18 protein-coding genes are annotated in these 14,155 nt (G+C 54.3%); 9 read left to right on the plus strand and 9 right to left on the minus strand.

Annotated elements, in window-relative coordinates; translation table 11 throughout:
- Positions 1-36: 36 nt before the first annotated feature.
- The 9 genes from hisD to V8L70_RS09920 all read right to left on the minus strand — a co-directional run bounded on the left by hisD (position 37) and on the right by V8L70_RS09920 (position 6,905).
- Entirely contained in the window at positions 37-1,353 is a 1,317-nt protein-coding gene (gene hisD / locus V8L70_RS09880) for a histidinol dehydrogenase (protein WP_008958663.1), read from the minus strand.
- Between the two features lie 13 nt (positions 1,354-1,366).
- Positions 1,367-2,020 (minus strand): ATP phosphoribosyltransferase, encoded by a 654-nt coding sequence (gene hisG, locus V8L70_RS09885; RefSeq protein WP_008958662.1) that lies wholly within the window; start codon positions 2,018-2,020, stop codon positions 1,367-1,369.
- Between the two features lie 76 nt (positions 2,021-2,096).
- Positions 2,097-3,359, minus strand: a complete 1,263-nt coding sequence (gene murA / locus V8L70_RS09890) for a UDP-N-acetylglucosamine 1-carboxyvinyltransferase (protein WP_008958661.1) — start codon at positions 3,357-3,359, stop codon at positions 2,097-2,099.
- Positions 3,360-3,369: 10 nt separating this feature from the next.
- Positions 3,370-3,621 (minus strand): BolA family protein, encoded by a 252-nt coding sequence (locus V8L70_RS09895; RefSeq protein WP_007114696.1) that lies wholly within the window; start codon positions 3,619-3,621, stop codon positions 3,370-3,372.
- Between the two features lie 93 nt (positions 3,622-3,714).
- Positions 3,715-4,053, minus strand: a complete 339-nt coding sequence (locus V8L70_RS09900; protein WP_008958660.1) for an STAS domain-containing protein — start codon at positions 4,051-4,053, stop codon at positions 3,715-3,717.
- Entirely contained in the window at positions 4,050-4,691 is a 642-nt protein-coding gene (locus tag V8L70_RS09905; protein ID WP_008958659.1) for an MlaC/ttg2D family ABC transporter substrate-binding protein, read from the minus strand. Before V8L70_RS09905 ends, V8L70_RS09900 begins: the two co-directional genes overlap by 4 nt.
- A gap of 74 nt (positions 4,692-4,765) precedes the next feature.
- Complete coding sequence (mlaD, locus tag V8L70_RS09910) at positions 4,766-5,230, minus strand: outer membrane lipid asymmetry maintenance protein MlaD (RefSeq protein WP_008958658.1); 465 nt, start codon at positions 5,228-5,230, stop codon at positions 4,766-4,768.
- A gap of 16 nt (positions 5,231-5,246) precedes the next feature.
- Positions 5,247-6,047, minus strand: a complete 801-nt coding sequence (mlaE, locus tag V8L70_RS09915) for a lipid asymmetry maintenance ABC transporter permease subunit MlaE (protein WP_035587056.1) — start codon at positions 6,045-6,047, stop codon at positions 5,247-5,249.
- Positions 6,048-6,083: 36 nt separating this feature from the next.
- Positions 6,084-6,905 (minus strand): ABC transporter ATP-binding protein, encoded by an 822-nt coding sequence (locus V8L70_RS09920; protein WP_101146239.1) that lies wholly within the window; start codon positions 6,903-6,905, stop codon positions 6,084-6,086.
- A gap of 317 nt (positions 6,906-7,222) precedes the next feature.
- Here V8L70_RS09920 and V8L70_RS09925 point away from each other — a divergent pair, with 317 nt between their 5' ends.
- From V8L70_RS09925 to rapZ, 9 genes are all read left to right on the plus strand, one after another.
- A complete protein-coding gene (locus V8L70_RS09925; RefSeq protein WP_336269321.1) occupies positions 7,223-8,209 on the plus strand; it encodes a KpsF/GutQ family sugar-phosphate isomerase in 987 nt (328 codons plus the stop codon).
- Between the two features lie 38 nt (positions 8,210-8,247).
- Positions 8,248-8,790, plus strand: coding sequence for a KdsC family phosphatase (locus V8L70_RS09930; protein WP_336269322.1), 543 nt, complete (start codon positions 8,248-8,250; stop codon positions 8,788-8,790).
- Positions 8,791-9,360, plus strand: coding sequence for an LPS export ABC transporter periplasmic protein LptC (gene lptC / locus V8L70_RS09935; RefSeq protein ID WP_336269323.1), 570 nt, complete (start codon positions 8,791-8,793; stop codon positions 9,358-9,360).
- A gap of 11 nt (positions 9,361-9,371) precedes the next feature.
- The gene (lptA, locus tag V8L70_RS09940) at positions 9,372-9,881 is read left to right on the plus strand and encodes a lipopolysaccharide transport periplasmic protein LptA (protein WP_071692813.1); all 510 of its coding nucleotides are present in this window, start codon (positions 9,372-9,374) and stop codon (positions 9,879-9,881) included.
- An 11-nt stretch (positions 9,882-9,892) separates the two neighbouring features.
- On the plus strand, positions 9,893-10,642 hold the full coding sequence (gene lptB / locus V8L70_RS09945) for an LPS export ABC transporter ATP-binding protein (RefSeq protein WP_336269324.1): 750 nt from the start codon (positions 9,893-9,895) through the stop codon (positions 10,640-10,642).
- A 164-nt stretch (positions 10,643-10,806) separates the two neighbouring features.
- On the plus strand, positions 10,807-12,222 hold the full coding sequence (locus tag V8L70_RS09950; protein ID WP_336269325.1) for an RNA polymerase factor sigma-54: 1,416 nt from the start codon (positions 10,807-10,809) through the stop codon (positions 12,220-12,222).
- Between the two features lie 98 nt (positions 12,223-12,320).
- Entirely contained in the window at positions 12,321-12,629 is a 309-nt protein-coding gene (gene hpf, locus V8L70_RS09955; RefSeq protein ID WP_071692811.1) for a ribosome hibernation-promoting factor, HPF/YfiA family, read from the plus strand.
- A 4-nt stretch (positions 12,630-12,633) separates the two neighbouring features.
- On the plus strand, positions 12,634-13,104 hold the full coding sequence (locus tag V8L70_RS09960) for a PTS sugar transporter subunit IIA (protein WP_101146242.1): 471 nt from the start codon (positions 12,634-12,636) through the stop codon (positions 13,102-13,104).
- Between the two features lie 111 nt (positions 13,105-13,215).
- A complete protein-coding gene (rapZ, locus tag V8L70_RS09965) occupies positions 13,216-14,148 on the plus strand; it encodes an RNase adapter RapZ (RefSeq protein WP_336269326.1) in 933 nt (310 codons plus the stop codon).
- Positions 14,149-14,155 lie beyond the last annotated feature (7 nt).

Genomic DNA, 14,155 nt, shown 5'->3' on the forward strand with positions numbered 1-14,155 from the left:
ACAGCTTGAGCGCGTTGACAAGGTGCTAGGGGGGCATCAATCGCGAATACGGTACTCAGCTGAGCGGGCGTGGGCGGTTAATGACTCGCCCCGCGCCAATACCGAGGCAATTTTACCCAGCTCAGACGCACCGCCTGCCGAGCAGTGAATAATCGAAGAGCGCTTCTGGAAATCATAGACACCCAGCGGTGACGAGAAACGTGCCGTTCCAGAGGTAGGCAGCACGTGATTGGGGCCCGCGCAATAATCTCCCAGCGCTTCGGCAGTGTAACGTCCCATAAAGATCGCCCCGGCGTGACGAATATCGTCCAACCAAGTGCCTGGCTCAGCCACCGAAAGCTCCAGATGCTCAGGGGCGATCCGGTTAATTAGCGTAATCGCTTCTTGGGCGTCCTGACAGTGTACTAGCGCTCCACGTCGGCGCAGCGATTCACGCACAATCTCTTCGCGCTCTAAAGTCGGCAGTAGGCGCTCAATCGCGGCCTCAACGGCAGCTAAGTGCGCTTTATCCCAGCTCACCAAGATCGCCTGAGCATCTTCGTCGTGTTCGGCCTGGGAGAACAGATCCATTGCCAACCAATCAGGATCAGTCAGCCCATCGGACACCACCATGATTTCCGAAGGGCCGGCAATCATATCGATCCCCACCTGACCAAACACCGCGCGCTTAGCCGTGGCTACATAAATATTGCCTGGGCCCACTATCTTGTCGACGCGAGGCACCGTTTCTGTGCCATAAGCAAGCGCAGCCACCGCCTGAGCCCCACCGATGGTGAATACATAATCGACCCCAGCCAGGTGGGCCGCAGCCAGCACCAACTCATTGAGCACGCCATCCGGCGTAGGCACTACCATGACAATTTCACGGACACCGGCCACATGGGCAGGAATCGCATTCATCAGCACCGAAGAGGGGTAAGCCGCCTTTCCACCCGGTACATAGATACCGGCGCGATCCAGTGGGGAGACTTTCTGCCCCAGCACCGTGCCGTCAGCCTCTTCGTATTGCCAGGAGCTGGGCTTTTGGCGCTCGTGATACTGCTTAATGCGCTCGGCGGCACTGGATAGCGCCTCACGCTGTTCAGAAGGCAGGTGATCAAACGCCTGCTTCAACTGCTCAGGTGTGAGTTGCAATTCGTCCATTGAGCTAACAGAAAGCCGATCAAAGCGGTTGGTAGCTTCAATTACTGCGGCGTCGCCTCGCTGTTTAACACTGGCAAGAATTTCTTCTACGCGCGCCTGAACTGCTTTGTCTGACACCCCTTCCCAATCTAACAGCGCATCAAGCTGATGGTTAAAGTCTGCATCGCTTGTCGACAGGCGTGAAATGGTGGCATTACGTTGTTCGCTCATGGGTCACCTCATGTCATTCGGCAAGCTGTGCCTGACGCTTTTTGACCGCGCTGTCTAGGCGAGCCAGTAACGGCTTAATGCGCTCATGCTTCATGGTCATGGCCGCCTTATTCACTACTAGTCGGGTGCTGATATGGGCGATTAGCTCACGCGGCTCCATACCATTCGCCCGCAATGTATTGCCGGTATCAACGATATCGACAATTTCGTCCGCTAGGTTCATCAGGGGCGCAAGCTCCATGGCGCCATAAAGCTTGATCACTTCGGCTTGAATGCCCTGCTCGGCGTAATAGCGACGGGCCACATTCACAAACTTAGTGGCTACCCGGCGCCGGGCACGCGCAGGCAACTGGCCGGTAACGCCCGCCGTCATCAACTTACAGCGAGCAATCTCCAAATCCAGCGGCTCGTATAACCCTTCAGCGCCGTGCTCAAGCAGTACATCTTTCCCAGCGATACCGACATCCGCGGCACCCAACTGAACGTAGGTGGGCACGTCGGTTGCGCGGATAATCACCAGCTTGACGTCTGGCAAGTTGGTGTCAAACAGCAGCTTACGGCTTTTGCTCAGATCCTCGACGGGCGTGATGCCCGCATCGGCCAGCAGTGGCAGCGTTTCTTCCAGAATGCGGCCCTTCGAGAGGGCTAAAATCAGTTGCTTACTCATCGTTTAGGCCAGTGGTTAATAGCATGCAGCGCCAGTAGCATGCAGAATTAGTAGCAAGCGAGTTTGGTCGCATAGTTTAGCCAGGAATACGGCGAATGCGCGCGCCCAGTAGCTGCAATTTTTCTTCGATGCACTCGTAGCCACGGTCAATGTGATAGATACGATCGACCAGGGTTTCGCCTTCGGCCATCATCGCTGCAATCACCAGCGAAGCGGAAGCGCGTAGATCGGTCGCCATGACAGGCGCGCCGGAAAGCTTCTCGACCCCTTCTATTAATGCGGTATTACCTTCCAGCACTATATTGGCGCCCATGCGATTAAGCTCTTGAACGTGCATAAAGCGGTTCTCGAAGATCGTTTCGACCACTCGAGAGTGCCCCACGGCCACTGCGTTCATAGCTACGAACTGCGCCTGCATATCGGTTGGAAACGCAGGATAAGGCGCCGTGCGAATATTCACCGCCTTCGGGCGTTTGCCGTGCATATCCAGAGCAATCCAATCGTCACCGCTGGTAATCTCAGCACCCGCCTCTTCCAACTTGGCGATGACCGCATCCAGGATATCCGCCCGGGTGCGCTTTACCTTCACTCGCCCACCTGTCATGGCAGCGGCTACCAGAAACGTGCCCGTTTCAATACGGTCGGGCATGACATCGTGTTCGCAGCCGTGAAGTTTCTCAACGCCCTCAATGGTAATAGTGTCAGTACCTTGGCCGCTGATTTTAGCGCCCATCTTGATCAAACACTCTGCCAAGTCGACGATTTCTGGCTCGCGGGCAGCGTTCTCTAGAACGGTTTTGCCATCGGCCAACGTCGCCGCCATCAATAGGTTTTCGGTACCGGTTACTGTCACGGTATCAAAGTAAATCGTCGCGCCTTTCAGGCGGCCATCGACCCGCGCACGGATGTAGCCCGCTTCAACGCGAATCTCAGCACCCATGGCCTCCAAACCACGAATGTGCAAATCCACCGGGCGCGAACCAATCGCGCAGCCACCGGGCAGCGACACATCGGCTTTACCGAAGTGGGCAAGCAGTGGCCCTAACACCAAGATGGAAGCACGCATCTTTTTAACCAGCTCATAAGGTGCGTGGCATTGGGTCACCTGAGAACCATCTAACTGGATACTCAGCTTCTCACCCATTACCGGCTCAACCCCCATACGACCAAGCAGCTCTAAGGTGGTGGTAATATCCTGCAGGTGCGGCAAATTACCAATCACTACGGGGCCGTCGGCCAACAGGCTGGCACACAAGATGGGTAACGCTGCATTTTTGGCACCGCTCACCCACACTTCACCGTCTACCGAACCATTGCCGGTAATGATTAATTTATCCATGGAGCGACCGTTACTGGACGTTTTCCGGTGCAGTTTGCCACTGCGCCGGAGTAAACGTTTTGATACTAATGGCGTGGAGCGCGCCAGAGGCGATCTCATCACTGAGAGCAGCGTAGACGAGCTGCTGACGTTTGACTGGAGAGAGACCTTCAAAGGCATCGCCAACCGCAATCACCTGAAAATTACAGCCTTCACCCTGAATATGGAACTGACATCCGTCTATACGGGATTCAAGCAGTGCTTTTACCTCGTTGGGTTGCATGGCGCAAAAAACTCCTTTGGGGTCGTCGATATTAATAAACGTAATTGGGTCGACATAATAAAGAAAAGCAACGCGCTTGGCGATGGCGTAGCTTTAAACAGCCAAGGTCGCTGATGGATGATCAATTAATGCATCCAGTTCGGCTAATGAGGCAAGTCGGCGTAGAGGGGCTGAAAAGCGGATAGCCTGAACCTGGATTTCACGCTGCCGACACGTGCGCAACCATTCAAACAGCACGCTGATGGCAGCACTGCTGGCTTTTTCAACGCGGCTAAAATCCAGTGTTAGTGAAGTTAACTCGGCTTGCTTGAGCCACGTAACGCCGCTGGCGGCCAAATCGGCCGCCAACGTCACATCCACATCACCGACTACCTGCAAGGTAGCGTCTTCAGCATCCACCGTGACACCGGGGCGTGAAAAAAGGGTTGTCACGCATCGCCCCCCTGCTCAAGCTCTTCAACACCCACCTCAGGCGACCAACCGTCGATGACAACATCATAATCGCGATTATTATCACGCATGGCTTGGTCGAACTGATTGCGGAACGTCAAGCCCAGGTTAATGCCATTTACGATCACATTGACCACCCGCCACTCGCCATTAGAAAGCCTTAAGCTATAGCTCACGGGATATACTTGCCCGTTATTCGCCACCACTTCCATCGCGACACTGGCTTGATCGTCATAGCGCTGTGCTTGCTGGGCATCCAGCACTCGCAGCTCGTCATAATCAAATGTCACCAGTCCACGGGTATAGGTATCAATCAATGTTTGACGAAACACATCGGCAAAACGGCTGCGCTGCTCTGGGGTGGCGTTACGGAAATAGTTACCCATCACACTGGCACCGATATAGCGAAAATCAGCCACTTGATCGAGATTTCTATCCACTAATGCCTCAAGCTCACCAAGATTATTAGCGTAATAATCTTTACGACCCTCAAGGTCTTCCATTAGTGATTCAACATTATCGCGAACCAATGCTTCAGGGGACTGGCTCTGTGCTAGGGCCTGTAACGGCACCACTAACCCCACCATGATCATACCCACCAGCAACCAACGACTTACCATCCCGTTTACTCCTTTCATAACCATTATCTCCCGACCCGTTAAAGCACTGGGTTCGTGTCTCATTATTTGAAACATTAATTACTTGCCATGTTGGACACAAATTGCTGGATAAGTTCTTCCAACACCAGCGCCGACTGGGTATCACGAATCGTGTCACCCTCCTCCAACACCTCAGGGTCACCGCCTACGCTAAGGCCGATATACTGCTCACCTAATAAGCCAGCAGTAAGAATAGACGCTATCGTGTCTCTGGAGAGCTGGCCTTCCAGCTCGCTGTCCAGGCTTAGCACCACCCGTGCATCGAACCACTGCGTATCCAACTCAATAGATTCAACGCGCCCCACCGTCACCCCCGCCATAGTGACCCGAGCGCGAGGTTTTAAGCTGCCAATATTGGCAAAATTGGCCTCCAACTGAAACGACTGAGCGGGTGCGGAGAGTGTCAGTCCACTAACACGCAAGCCGAGGAATACAAGTCCCAAAATGCCAGCAATCATAAACAGGCCAACACCGAACTCCATGGTTTTACTGCGTCTCATGAAACTGCTCCACCCATTAAAGGCCGCCAAACATGACGGCAGTCAACACAAAATCAAGCCCCAGAACTGCAAGCGACGAATACACTACCGTGCGTGTGGTAGCACGAGATATGCCTTCTGAGGTCGGCACCAGATCGTAGCCCTGAAAGACAGCAATCCAGGTCACCACCAGCGCAAACACAGCGCTTTTGATCATGCCATTGCCAATATCACTGACAAAAGCCACATTGGCCTGCATGTTGCTCCAGTAGGAGCCCTCAAAAACACCCAACCACTCTACGCCCACCAAGTAGCCACCCCAGATACCCACCACACTAAAACCTACGGTTAGAATGGGTAGCGACACAAAGCCCGCCCATAGCCGCGGAGCGACCACCCGGCGCAGCGGATCAACACCGATCATCTCCATACTGGTGAGCTGCTCGGTGGCTTTCATCAAGCCAATCTCAGCAGTCAATGCCGAGCCCGCACGGCCAGCAAACAGCAGCGCGGCCACCACAGGCGCAAGCTCACGCAGCAGTGACAGCGCCACCATCTGCCCAAGCGCTTGTTCAGCGCCGAAATCGACCAGAATGGTATAGCCCTGCAGTGCCAGCACCATGCCGATAAACAGCCCAGACACCAACACGATGGCGAGCGAAAGCACACCGACAAAATGCATCTGATGCAACCATAAGCGCCAACCCGCACGGGATGGCACACCGACAGCGGATTGGAAGAGAAACACCCCCGCACGGCCTAATGCTTCCATTAAATCGCACCCTCGACGCCCCAATCGGGTAATACGCGCGGTACCGTTAGAAAATTTTGACTGCATTTGTCCTTGCCCTGTATTTACCCTGCATTGAAGCCATTAGCCTGTCTTTGTCATCGGGGGCTCGCCCAAAATATCGCGATAAAACGCCTCAGCGGGATAGTGAAACGGCACTGGGCCATCGGGCTCGCCATGAATAAACTGGCTAACCCTGGGGTCTTGATTCGTATCTAAGGTTTGCGGCGTACCATGGGCAACCACCTGACCATCAGCAATTAAATAGAGATAGTCTGCAATGCTCAGAGTTTCTTTAATATCGTGAGATACCACCACAGAGGTGAGTTGCAGCGCTTGATTAAGGCGCTTGATAAGCTGCACTAAAACGCCCATAGAGATGGGATCCTGACCAACGAAAGGTTCGTCATACAGGATCAACTCCGGATCCAGCGCCACGGCGCGAGCCAGTGCGACCCGACGCGCCATGCCTCCCGACAGTTCTGCGGGCGTCAAGTGACGCGCACCGCGCAGCCCGACCGCCTGCAGCTTAAGTAGCACTAGGTCGCGCACCATGGTATCGGGCAAATCAGTATGTACGCGTAACGGAAAGGCAACGTTTTCGAATACATCTAAATCGGAAAACAGCGCGCCACTTTGAAATAGCATTCCCATTCTCTTACGTAACGTAAATAGCGCCTTACGAGATAGCCGATGAACATCTTGCCCATCAATCACTATCCGCCCACGCTCAGGGGTCAACTGCCCGCCGATTAGCTTAAGCAGTGTGGTTTTACCAGTACCGCTTGGCCCCATAATCGCGGTTACTTTGCCGCGAGGAATCGTCATATTTATGCCGCGAAAAATCTCGTGATCGCCACGTGAAAAATGGAGGTCTTCAATTTCAATAAATGGAGCATCTATCATGGATCAGTTGACTCTTAACGAGGCGCACTTGGGTTAGCCATCATACCCTACTTGCGGCTATCGCGATTATAAAACAGTGTTTCTAAAACATTATCAAACATTGTACTATAACGCTACAAAACACGTCGGCACGCTTGAGTGTTTCTACTGGCCTACCCATTTATTGATAGCGAACCGGTAGCAGGCCGCCTTATAGTCAAAACGCACCCGGGCTAACGTCTCCAACTACTATCTCAACGACTGCCTATAAAGGGTGCCAAGATGTTATTCTTGATGGTTACTACTTTTTATATGTTCAAGGATTAAGAGAAAACGCTATGCGCCAGCCTCTCGCTCCACCCAGCCTACTACGCGAAAGTGCATTGCGTACGCTGCAAATTGAGCAGGCAGCCATTGGCGGCCTTCAAGCCAAACTAGACGAAAGTTTTGACCGTGCCTGCGAGCTAATTCTCGCCTGCCAAGGCCGCGTGGTGGTGACCGGCATGGGCAAGTCGGGGCATATCGCTGGTAAGCTGGCGGCCACACTTGCCAGCACAGGCACACCAGCTTTTTTCGTTCACCCTGGTGAAGCCAGCCACGGCGATTTAGGCATGATCACCCGTTCCGATGTGGTATTGGCGCTGTCTAACTCGGGTGAAACCGCCGAAGTCACTGCGCTCTTACCACTGCTTAAACGCCTGGGCATACCGCTAGTCAGCATGACGGGGCGTCCAAACTCCACGCTTGCCAAACACGCCGATGCGCACTTAAACAGTGGCGTTGAGCGTGAGGCGTGCCCGCTGGACCTCGCCCCCACCAGCTCCACCACCGCCGCCCTCGCCCTAGGCGATGCGCTGGCAGTGGCGTTACTAGAGGCGCGTGGATTTACCGCTGAAGATTTTGCCCTCTCCCATCCCGGCGGCAGTTTAGGCAAACGCTTGCTGCTGCGCGTTAGAGATCTGATGCACGACGGCACACGCCTGCCCCAGGTCGCATTGGGCAGCCCGCTGCGCGACGCCTTACTAGAGATTACCCGGCAAGGGCTTGGCTTTACCTGTGTGGTGGATAGCGAAGGGCGATTGGCCGGGGTCTACACCGATGGCGACCTACGCCGCACGTTAGATCAATTCCATAATCTGCGTGAAGTGCTCGTGGATGATGTCATGACCCGACCGGGCAAGCGTATCGGCCCCGACATCCTGGCGGCCGAAGCGGTACGCATCATGGAAGAGAGCCGTATTACCGCGCTGGCGGTGGTTGATGAACAACAGCGACCTATTGGCGCCTTACACATGCATGACCTGCTCGCCAGCGGTGTTATTTAACTACACTTAATTTAAGAATTTACTAATATGGAGGCTCTATGACCCTACCTGCTGCGCTACTCGATCGACTTCGCCGCGTACGCCTATTGGCGCTTGATGTTGACGGTGTTCTCACCGACGGCCGCCTCTACTTTCAGGCCGATGGTATCGAAATCAAAGCGTTTCACACCCAGGATGGCCATGGGCTCAAACTTCTCAAACGTGTGGGCGTTCATGTTGCGCTGATAACCGGCCGAGACTCTCCCATGGTGAGTCAACGCGCCGCCGCCCTGGGTATCGACCATGTCCATCAAGGCTGTGAAGACAAGCTGGTTACCCTGCGGGGGCTCTGTCAGCGCCTCGATATCGAGCTTGATCAAGTGGCCTACTGTGGCGACGACCTCCCCGATCTTGCGGCTATTAAGCGTTGTGGCGTCGGCATTACCGTACCCAACGCACCGGATTATATGCACACCCACGCCGACTGGACCACCGAACGCCTGGGTGGCCACGGTGCCGTGCGCGAAATCTGCGATACGCTGCTTGAAGCTCAAGGGCACTGGAGCGCGGTGCTCGACACCTACCTGCACGGCCGCAATTAAATGGTTAAACGCTTTAAAGTACGCATCTGGCTAGCCGGACTGGTGATTGCCTTAGGGGCTCTATTGGTATGGCTTGACCCCCGCGGGCCTCAAGACATCAGCATCGACCCCGACGCACAGGCTCAAGAGCCAGGCCACGTACTGGAAAATGCTGAGATCACCCTGTTCGGCGATAACGGCAACGTTTTGCAGTCGCTAAAAACGCCGCGACTTATCCATACGCCGCAGCGAAGCGAAACCTGGACGGAAGAGCCTCAAGCGGTACTGTATGATAGTGAAAACCGTCAGTGGCTGGCTAGCGCCGATGTAGGCACGCTCAACACGGCCACCCAGGCACTGTTGATGTCGGGCTCGGCTAGACTGATCGCGCCGGATGAAGGCTGGCAGCTTGATACCGAGCTATTGCATTATGATGGCCTTAATCAACATGCTTGGAGTGAAACACCGGTATTACTGCAGCAACCGCCCCAGCAAATGAGCGCTTCACGTATGGACGCGTGGCTTAACACCAGCCAGGTCCGCCTAAATGATAATGTGCGCGGCACACACCCCCCGGCCACGCAACCTTAAGAGGAGCCGCCATGAAAGCCATTATTTATACAGCCCTTTTCTCCACCACTCTTTTTGCCCTCACGATGCCGTTATCGGCACTGGCCCAAACGTCACAACAAGCCCCTGTAGAAGTGGAAGCTGACCGTTTAGATCTCGACCAGCGGGCCGGCACCGCCGTTTACACCGGGGATGTAGATATTCGCCAAGGCGAAATGCAGTTGCGAGGCGAGCGTGTTGAGATCGAACGCAACGAGGCTGGCGAACTATCGAAAGCGACATCCACCGGTGAACGCGCCTACCTGCGTCATCAAGTGGAGGGCCAAGATGGTCCCACTGAAGGCTGGGCTCGACGGATTATTTATCACGTCGCTGAGCGCCGCGTAGAGCTGATTGACCAAGCCGAGCTGATCCAGCTAGAAGACACGTTCACCGGCGGGCGCCTTGAGTATTTTATTGACCGTGAAGTGATTCAAGCACGCTCTGACGTTGACGGCAGCGAGCCCCAGCGCATACGTATGACCCTTCAGCCTGAACAATAGGGAGCAAAGCTGTGGCAACTGCTGACACCGCGCCGATCAAAACCCTCTATGCCCACCATTTGGCTAAAAGCTACAAACGCCGCCGAGTGGTTAAAGACATCAATTTGGAGATCTGCCAAGGCAGCATTGTCGGCCTACTGGGCCCCAACGGCGCGGGTAAAACCACCTCGTTCTATATGATTGTCGGGCTAGTCAAATCCGACGCGGGCAAAGTGGGTATCGACGATGTGGATTTAACCCGCGCCCCCATGCACGAACGTGCAGCGGCAGGGATTGGCTACCTACCTCAAGAGGCGTCTATTTTTCGCAAGCTCTCGGTTGCCGATAATATTATGGCGATACTCGAGACCCGTAAAGAGCTTAACCGTAGCGACCGCGAACAGCGCCTTGAAGCGCTACTCGAAGACTTCCACATTACCCATATTCGCGACAACCTGGGGATGAGCCTTTCGGGTGGCGAGCGTCGGCGTGTAGAAATAGCCCGCTCGCTAGCCACTGAGCCCGCCTTTATTTTGCTCGATGAGCCTTTTGCAGGCGTTGATCCCATCTCGGTAGGTGAGATCAAAACCATCATTCGCGCGCTGAAGCAGCGCCATATTGGCGTACTGATTACCGACCACAACGTACGTGAAACCCTGGATATTTGCGACATCGCCTATATCGTTGGGGATGGGCAAATCATTGCCAGCGGTTCACCCAGTGCCATTCTCGATAATCAGAAGGTCAGAGACGTATATCTGGGTGCTGATTTTCGCCTCTAAACTGATCAGCGGCGCCTACAATCACTGCCTGCCCATAAACCTATTTTTTGGTTCTGTAAATAGCGCTCTGCAACAACTTTACTACCAATGGCATGTTTATTGCACTTGCAACCGATACTCTCTCGCACTAGGGTGAAGCTTTCCGATTAACGCGTGGTTCTCAGATGGTCATGAAAGCTTCTCTACAACTGCGTATTGGCACACAGCTGACCATGACTCCTCAGCTGCAGCAGGCGATTGCCCTATTACAACTCTCTACGCTGGATCTGAGGCAAGAAATTCAGCAGGCCTTGGATGCCAATCCCATGCTTGAGCAAGAGGATGAATTCAGCGAACAGGCTGTCAGCGAGCCTAAAGAGGAGGAGTGGTCAGAGAGCATACCCACTGAACTGTCGGTAGATAGCGACTGGTCAGATACCTATCAAGATTCAAACAGCCTGGGCGGCAACAGCAGTGAAGGCCCAGATTTTGAGCGCCAAGCCGCCGGACAAAGCCTTCATGGTCACCTGCTTTGGCAGCTTGCCATGACGGATTTCAGTGTTCGTGAACAGCTCGTTGCAGAGAGCTTAATCGACGCACTGGATGCCAACGGCTACTTGACCCAACCGCTCAATGATATTCGTGAAGGCCTACGCGCCCAGGGAATTGACGGGCTTAGCCAGCGCGAAGTAGAAACGATTCTGCTCAAACTCCAGCAGTTTGAACCGACCGGCATCTTTGCTCGCGATCTGCGCGAATGTTTGATGCTGCAACTCGCAGCCCTCCCGGACGACACACCGCTACTCGTCCCCGCTCGCCGCTTAGTGCGCCAGTTTCTTGAAGCGCTGGGTAAAGACGACATACGCCTACTCAAGCGCCGCTTAGGGCTCGACGACGAGCAGTTGACCGATGTCATTCAACTGATACGCAGCCTCGACCCACGCCCCGGTAGCGCCTACGGTGACACCGCCGACAGCTATGTGACGCCCGACCTGGTAGTTCGCCATAACCACGAAGGCTGGCACCTAGAGCTCAACCCAGAAGCCTTGCCGCGGCTGCGCATTCAGCCCGATTATGCCAGTTTGATAAAGCGTGCGGACAAAAGCCAGGACAACCAGTTTCTTAAAGAGCACCTCCAAGAAGCGCGCTGGCTAATCAAAAGCCTCTCCAGCCGTAACGATACGCTGCTGCGCGTGGGTCGCGAAATTATCACCCGGCAAATTGGCTTTTTAGAGCACGGCGAAGAAGCCATGAAACCGCTGATATTGGCTGACATAGCAGAAGCCGTGGAGATGCACGAATCAACGATTTCACGGGTCACCACGCAAAAATATATCCATACGCCCCGTGGTGTGTTTGAACTTAAATACTTTTTCTCAAGCCAAGTGAGCGGCCAAGATGGCGACAGCCACTCCAGCACCGCTATTCGCGCCAGGCTCAAAAAACTTATTCAGGAAGAACCGCCGGGCAAACCGCTTTCTGACAGCCGCTTAGTCACGCTACTGGATGAAGGCGGCATTCAAGTAGCGCGTCGTACAGTGGCTAAATATCGTGAAGCCATGGGCATCCTCTCGTCCAGCGAACGACGTCGTCTTCGCTAGCACTCGTCAACGATTAAGGGAAACTCTCGACAAGGGCTTTGCAACGCGGCAAAAAGGGTTACAATCGAAGTACAGTCCGATGGATAAGGAGTACGTCAATGCAAGTAAATATCACTGGTCATCACGTAGATCTGACTGACGCCTTGCGTGACTATGTCAACGAAAAGCTTGAACGTGTAGAGCGCCATTACGACAACATAACCACGGTGCAAGTCACCTTATCAGTGGAGAAAGAGCGCCAACAGGCCGCCTGCACACTGCACGCCGCAGGTGCTGATTTACATGCGGAAGCCCTCGACAGTGATATGTACGCCGCTATCGACGCCCTAGCGGATAAAATCGATCGACAACTCGTTAAACATAAGGAAAAAGCACAAGCCCGCGCCCAAGGCGCAGGTGTGCGTTAATTCAATGACGTTGGAAACCATACTCCCCCCGGAACGCGTTCTGTTCGACGTGCCCGGGGGCAGCAAAAAAAGGGTGCTGGAATTTTTCAGCACCTTTATCGCACAAAATACGCCCAGCCTGGACAGCCAAGAAGTGTTTAGCCGGTTAATCGGTCGAGAACGCTTAGGCAGCACCGGTATCGGCAATGGCGTGGCTATCCCACACGCACGCAGCCCGCACTGTTCGGCGCCTATCGCTGGTTTTTTAAAACTGTCAGAAGCGATTGATTTCGACGCCATTGATGGCGACCCAGTTGATCTGGTGTTTGTCCTACTTGTACCCGAAGAGGCAGACGACACGCACCTATCCCTACTCGGCCAGGTAGCGACCATCATGAATGATGCGGATACTCGCCACCAGCTGCGCAAGGCAGGCAGTCAGCGCGAGCTGCTTGAGCTTATTACCGCCAAAATGCGTGAGCATTCAACGTCCTAAGTCGTTAACGCCAATTTAAGTTGTGAAAGCCAACTAATGGTATTTTACACGCTAAGTTGATGCTTCGCCCACCACCCCCAATGCAGCTTGATCTAAGCAAAGCGAGACTCTATGCAACTGGTGATCATTAGCGGCCGCTCCGGGTCAGGTAAATCTATCGCCTTACAAGCGCTGGAGGATCTTGGCTACTACGCCATTGATAACCTGCCCGCCATGCTGCTCGGGTCGTTGGTGGATCAATTACGCGATCAGGGCGACCGCGCTCATTTGGCGGTCAGTATTGATGCGCGTAACTTACCTGGCGCACTGGAACGTCTGCCCACGTTATTAGAGGAACTGTGCCAGCGTAAGATTGATTTTCAAGTTATTTACCTGACCACCGATGCCCGCATCCTGCTTGAACGTTACTCCGCTACCCGGCGACGCCATCCGCTGACCCGAGATAGCGAGATGACCCTGGAAGAGGCGATCAACAAAGAAGAGGAGACGCTAGAGGATATTCGCGATCTAGCCGACCTAGTGATCGACACATCGCGGTTGTCGGTACACGACTTACGCCGACGCATTACCGACCAGGTGGCACATCAGCGGCCGGATAAACTGACGCTAACGCTTGAGTCATTCGGTTATAAACGTGGTGTACCACTAGATGCCGATTTAGTATTCGACGTTCGCTGTTTGCCCAACCCTTACTGGGATCCAACGCTGCGCCAATTCACTGGCCGCGACGCTAACATCGTCGCTTTCTTAACCAGCTATCCGATTGTCGATGCCATGAGCAACGATATACAGGCATGGCTTGAGCGCTGGCTGCCCGCCTACCAAAATAGCCAGCGCAGCTACATGACCATTGCCATTGGCTGCACGGGGGGACAACACCGCTCGGTCTATATGGTTGAGCAGTTGGCTAAACGGCTGGCGCCTGGAATGGGTGAAGTTCAGCTGCGCCATCGGGAGCTAGGCTTGCAGTACACGCTAAGTGAGCAGCCTGATGCCGCCTTGGATAACCCACATCATACTGACGAGCGGCAAGAGACTTCCTAAGCGCTTC

It is taken from the genome of Vreelandella arctica (assembly GCF_037070215.1).
Classification (GTDB): Bacteria; Pseudomonadota; Gammaproteobacteria; order Pseudomonadales; family Halomonadaceae; genus Vreelandella; species Vreelandella arctica.

Bases quoted from the DNA above. Each gene is read 5' to 3' on its own strand.
- V8L70_RS09905 (WP_008958659.1), bottom strand. From the start codon at position 4,691: ATGGTAAGTCGTTGGTTGCTGGTGGGTATGATCATGGTGGGGTTAGTG.
- hisG (WP_008958662.1), bottom strand. From the start codon at position 2,020: ATGAGTAAGCAACTGATTTTAGCCCTCTCGAAGGGCCGCATTCTGGAA.
- murA (WP_008958661.1), bottom strand. From the start codon at position 3,359: ATGGATAAATTAATCATTACCGGCAATGGTTCGGTAGACGGTGAAGTG.
- mlaE (WP_035587056.1), bottom strand. From the start codon at position 6,047: ATGCAGTCAAAATTTTCTAACGGTACCGCGCGTATTACCCGATTGGGG.
- V8L70_RS09920 (WP_101146239.1), bottom strand. From the start codon at position 6,905: ATGATAGATGCTCCATTTATTGAAATTGAAGACCTCCATTTTTCACGT.
- hisD (WP_008958663.1), bottom strand. From the start codon at position 1,353: ATGAGCGAACAACGTAATGCCACCATTTCACGCCTGTCGACAAGCGAT.
- mlaD (WP_008958658.1), bottom strand. From the start codon at position 5,230: ATGAGACGCAGTAAAACCATGGAGTTCGGTGTTGGCCTGTTTATGATT.
- hpf (WP_071692811.1), top strand. From the start codon at position 12,321: ATGCAAGTAAATATCACTGGTCATCACGTAGATCTGACTGACGCCTTG.
- lptC (WP_336269323.1), top strand. From the start codon at position 8,791: ATGGTTAAACGCTTTAAAGTACGCATCTGGCTAGCCGGACTGGTGATT.
- rapZ (WP_336269326.1), top strand. From the start codon at position 13,216: ATGCAACTGGTGATCATTAGCGGCCGCTCCGGGTCAGGTAAATCTATC.
- V8L70_RS09960 (WP_101146242.1), top strand. From the start codon at position 12,634: ATGACGTTGGAAACCATACTCCCCCCGGAACGCGTTCTGTTCGACGTG.
- V8L70_RS09950 (WP_336269325.1), top strand. From the start codon at position 10,807: ATGGTCATGAAAGCTTCTCTACAACTGCGTATTGGCACACAGCTGACC.
- V8L70_RS09895 (WP_007114696.1), bottom strand. From the start codon at position 3,621: ATGCAACCCAACGAGGTAAAAGCACTGCTTGAATCCCGTATAGACGGA.
- V8L70_RS09930 (WP_336269322.1), top strand. From the start codon at position 8,248: ATGACCCTACCTGCTGCGCTACTCGATCGACTTCGCCGCGTACGCCTA.
- V8L70_RS09925 (WP_336269321.1), top strand. From the start codon at position 7,223: ATGCGCCAGCCTCTCGCTCCACCCAGCCTACTACGCGAAAGTGCATTG.
- lptA (WP_071692813.1), top strand. From the start codon at position 9,372: ATGAAAGCCATTATTTATACAGCCCTTTTCTCCACCACTCTTTTTGCC.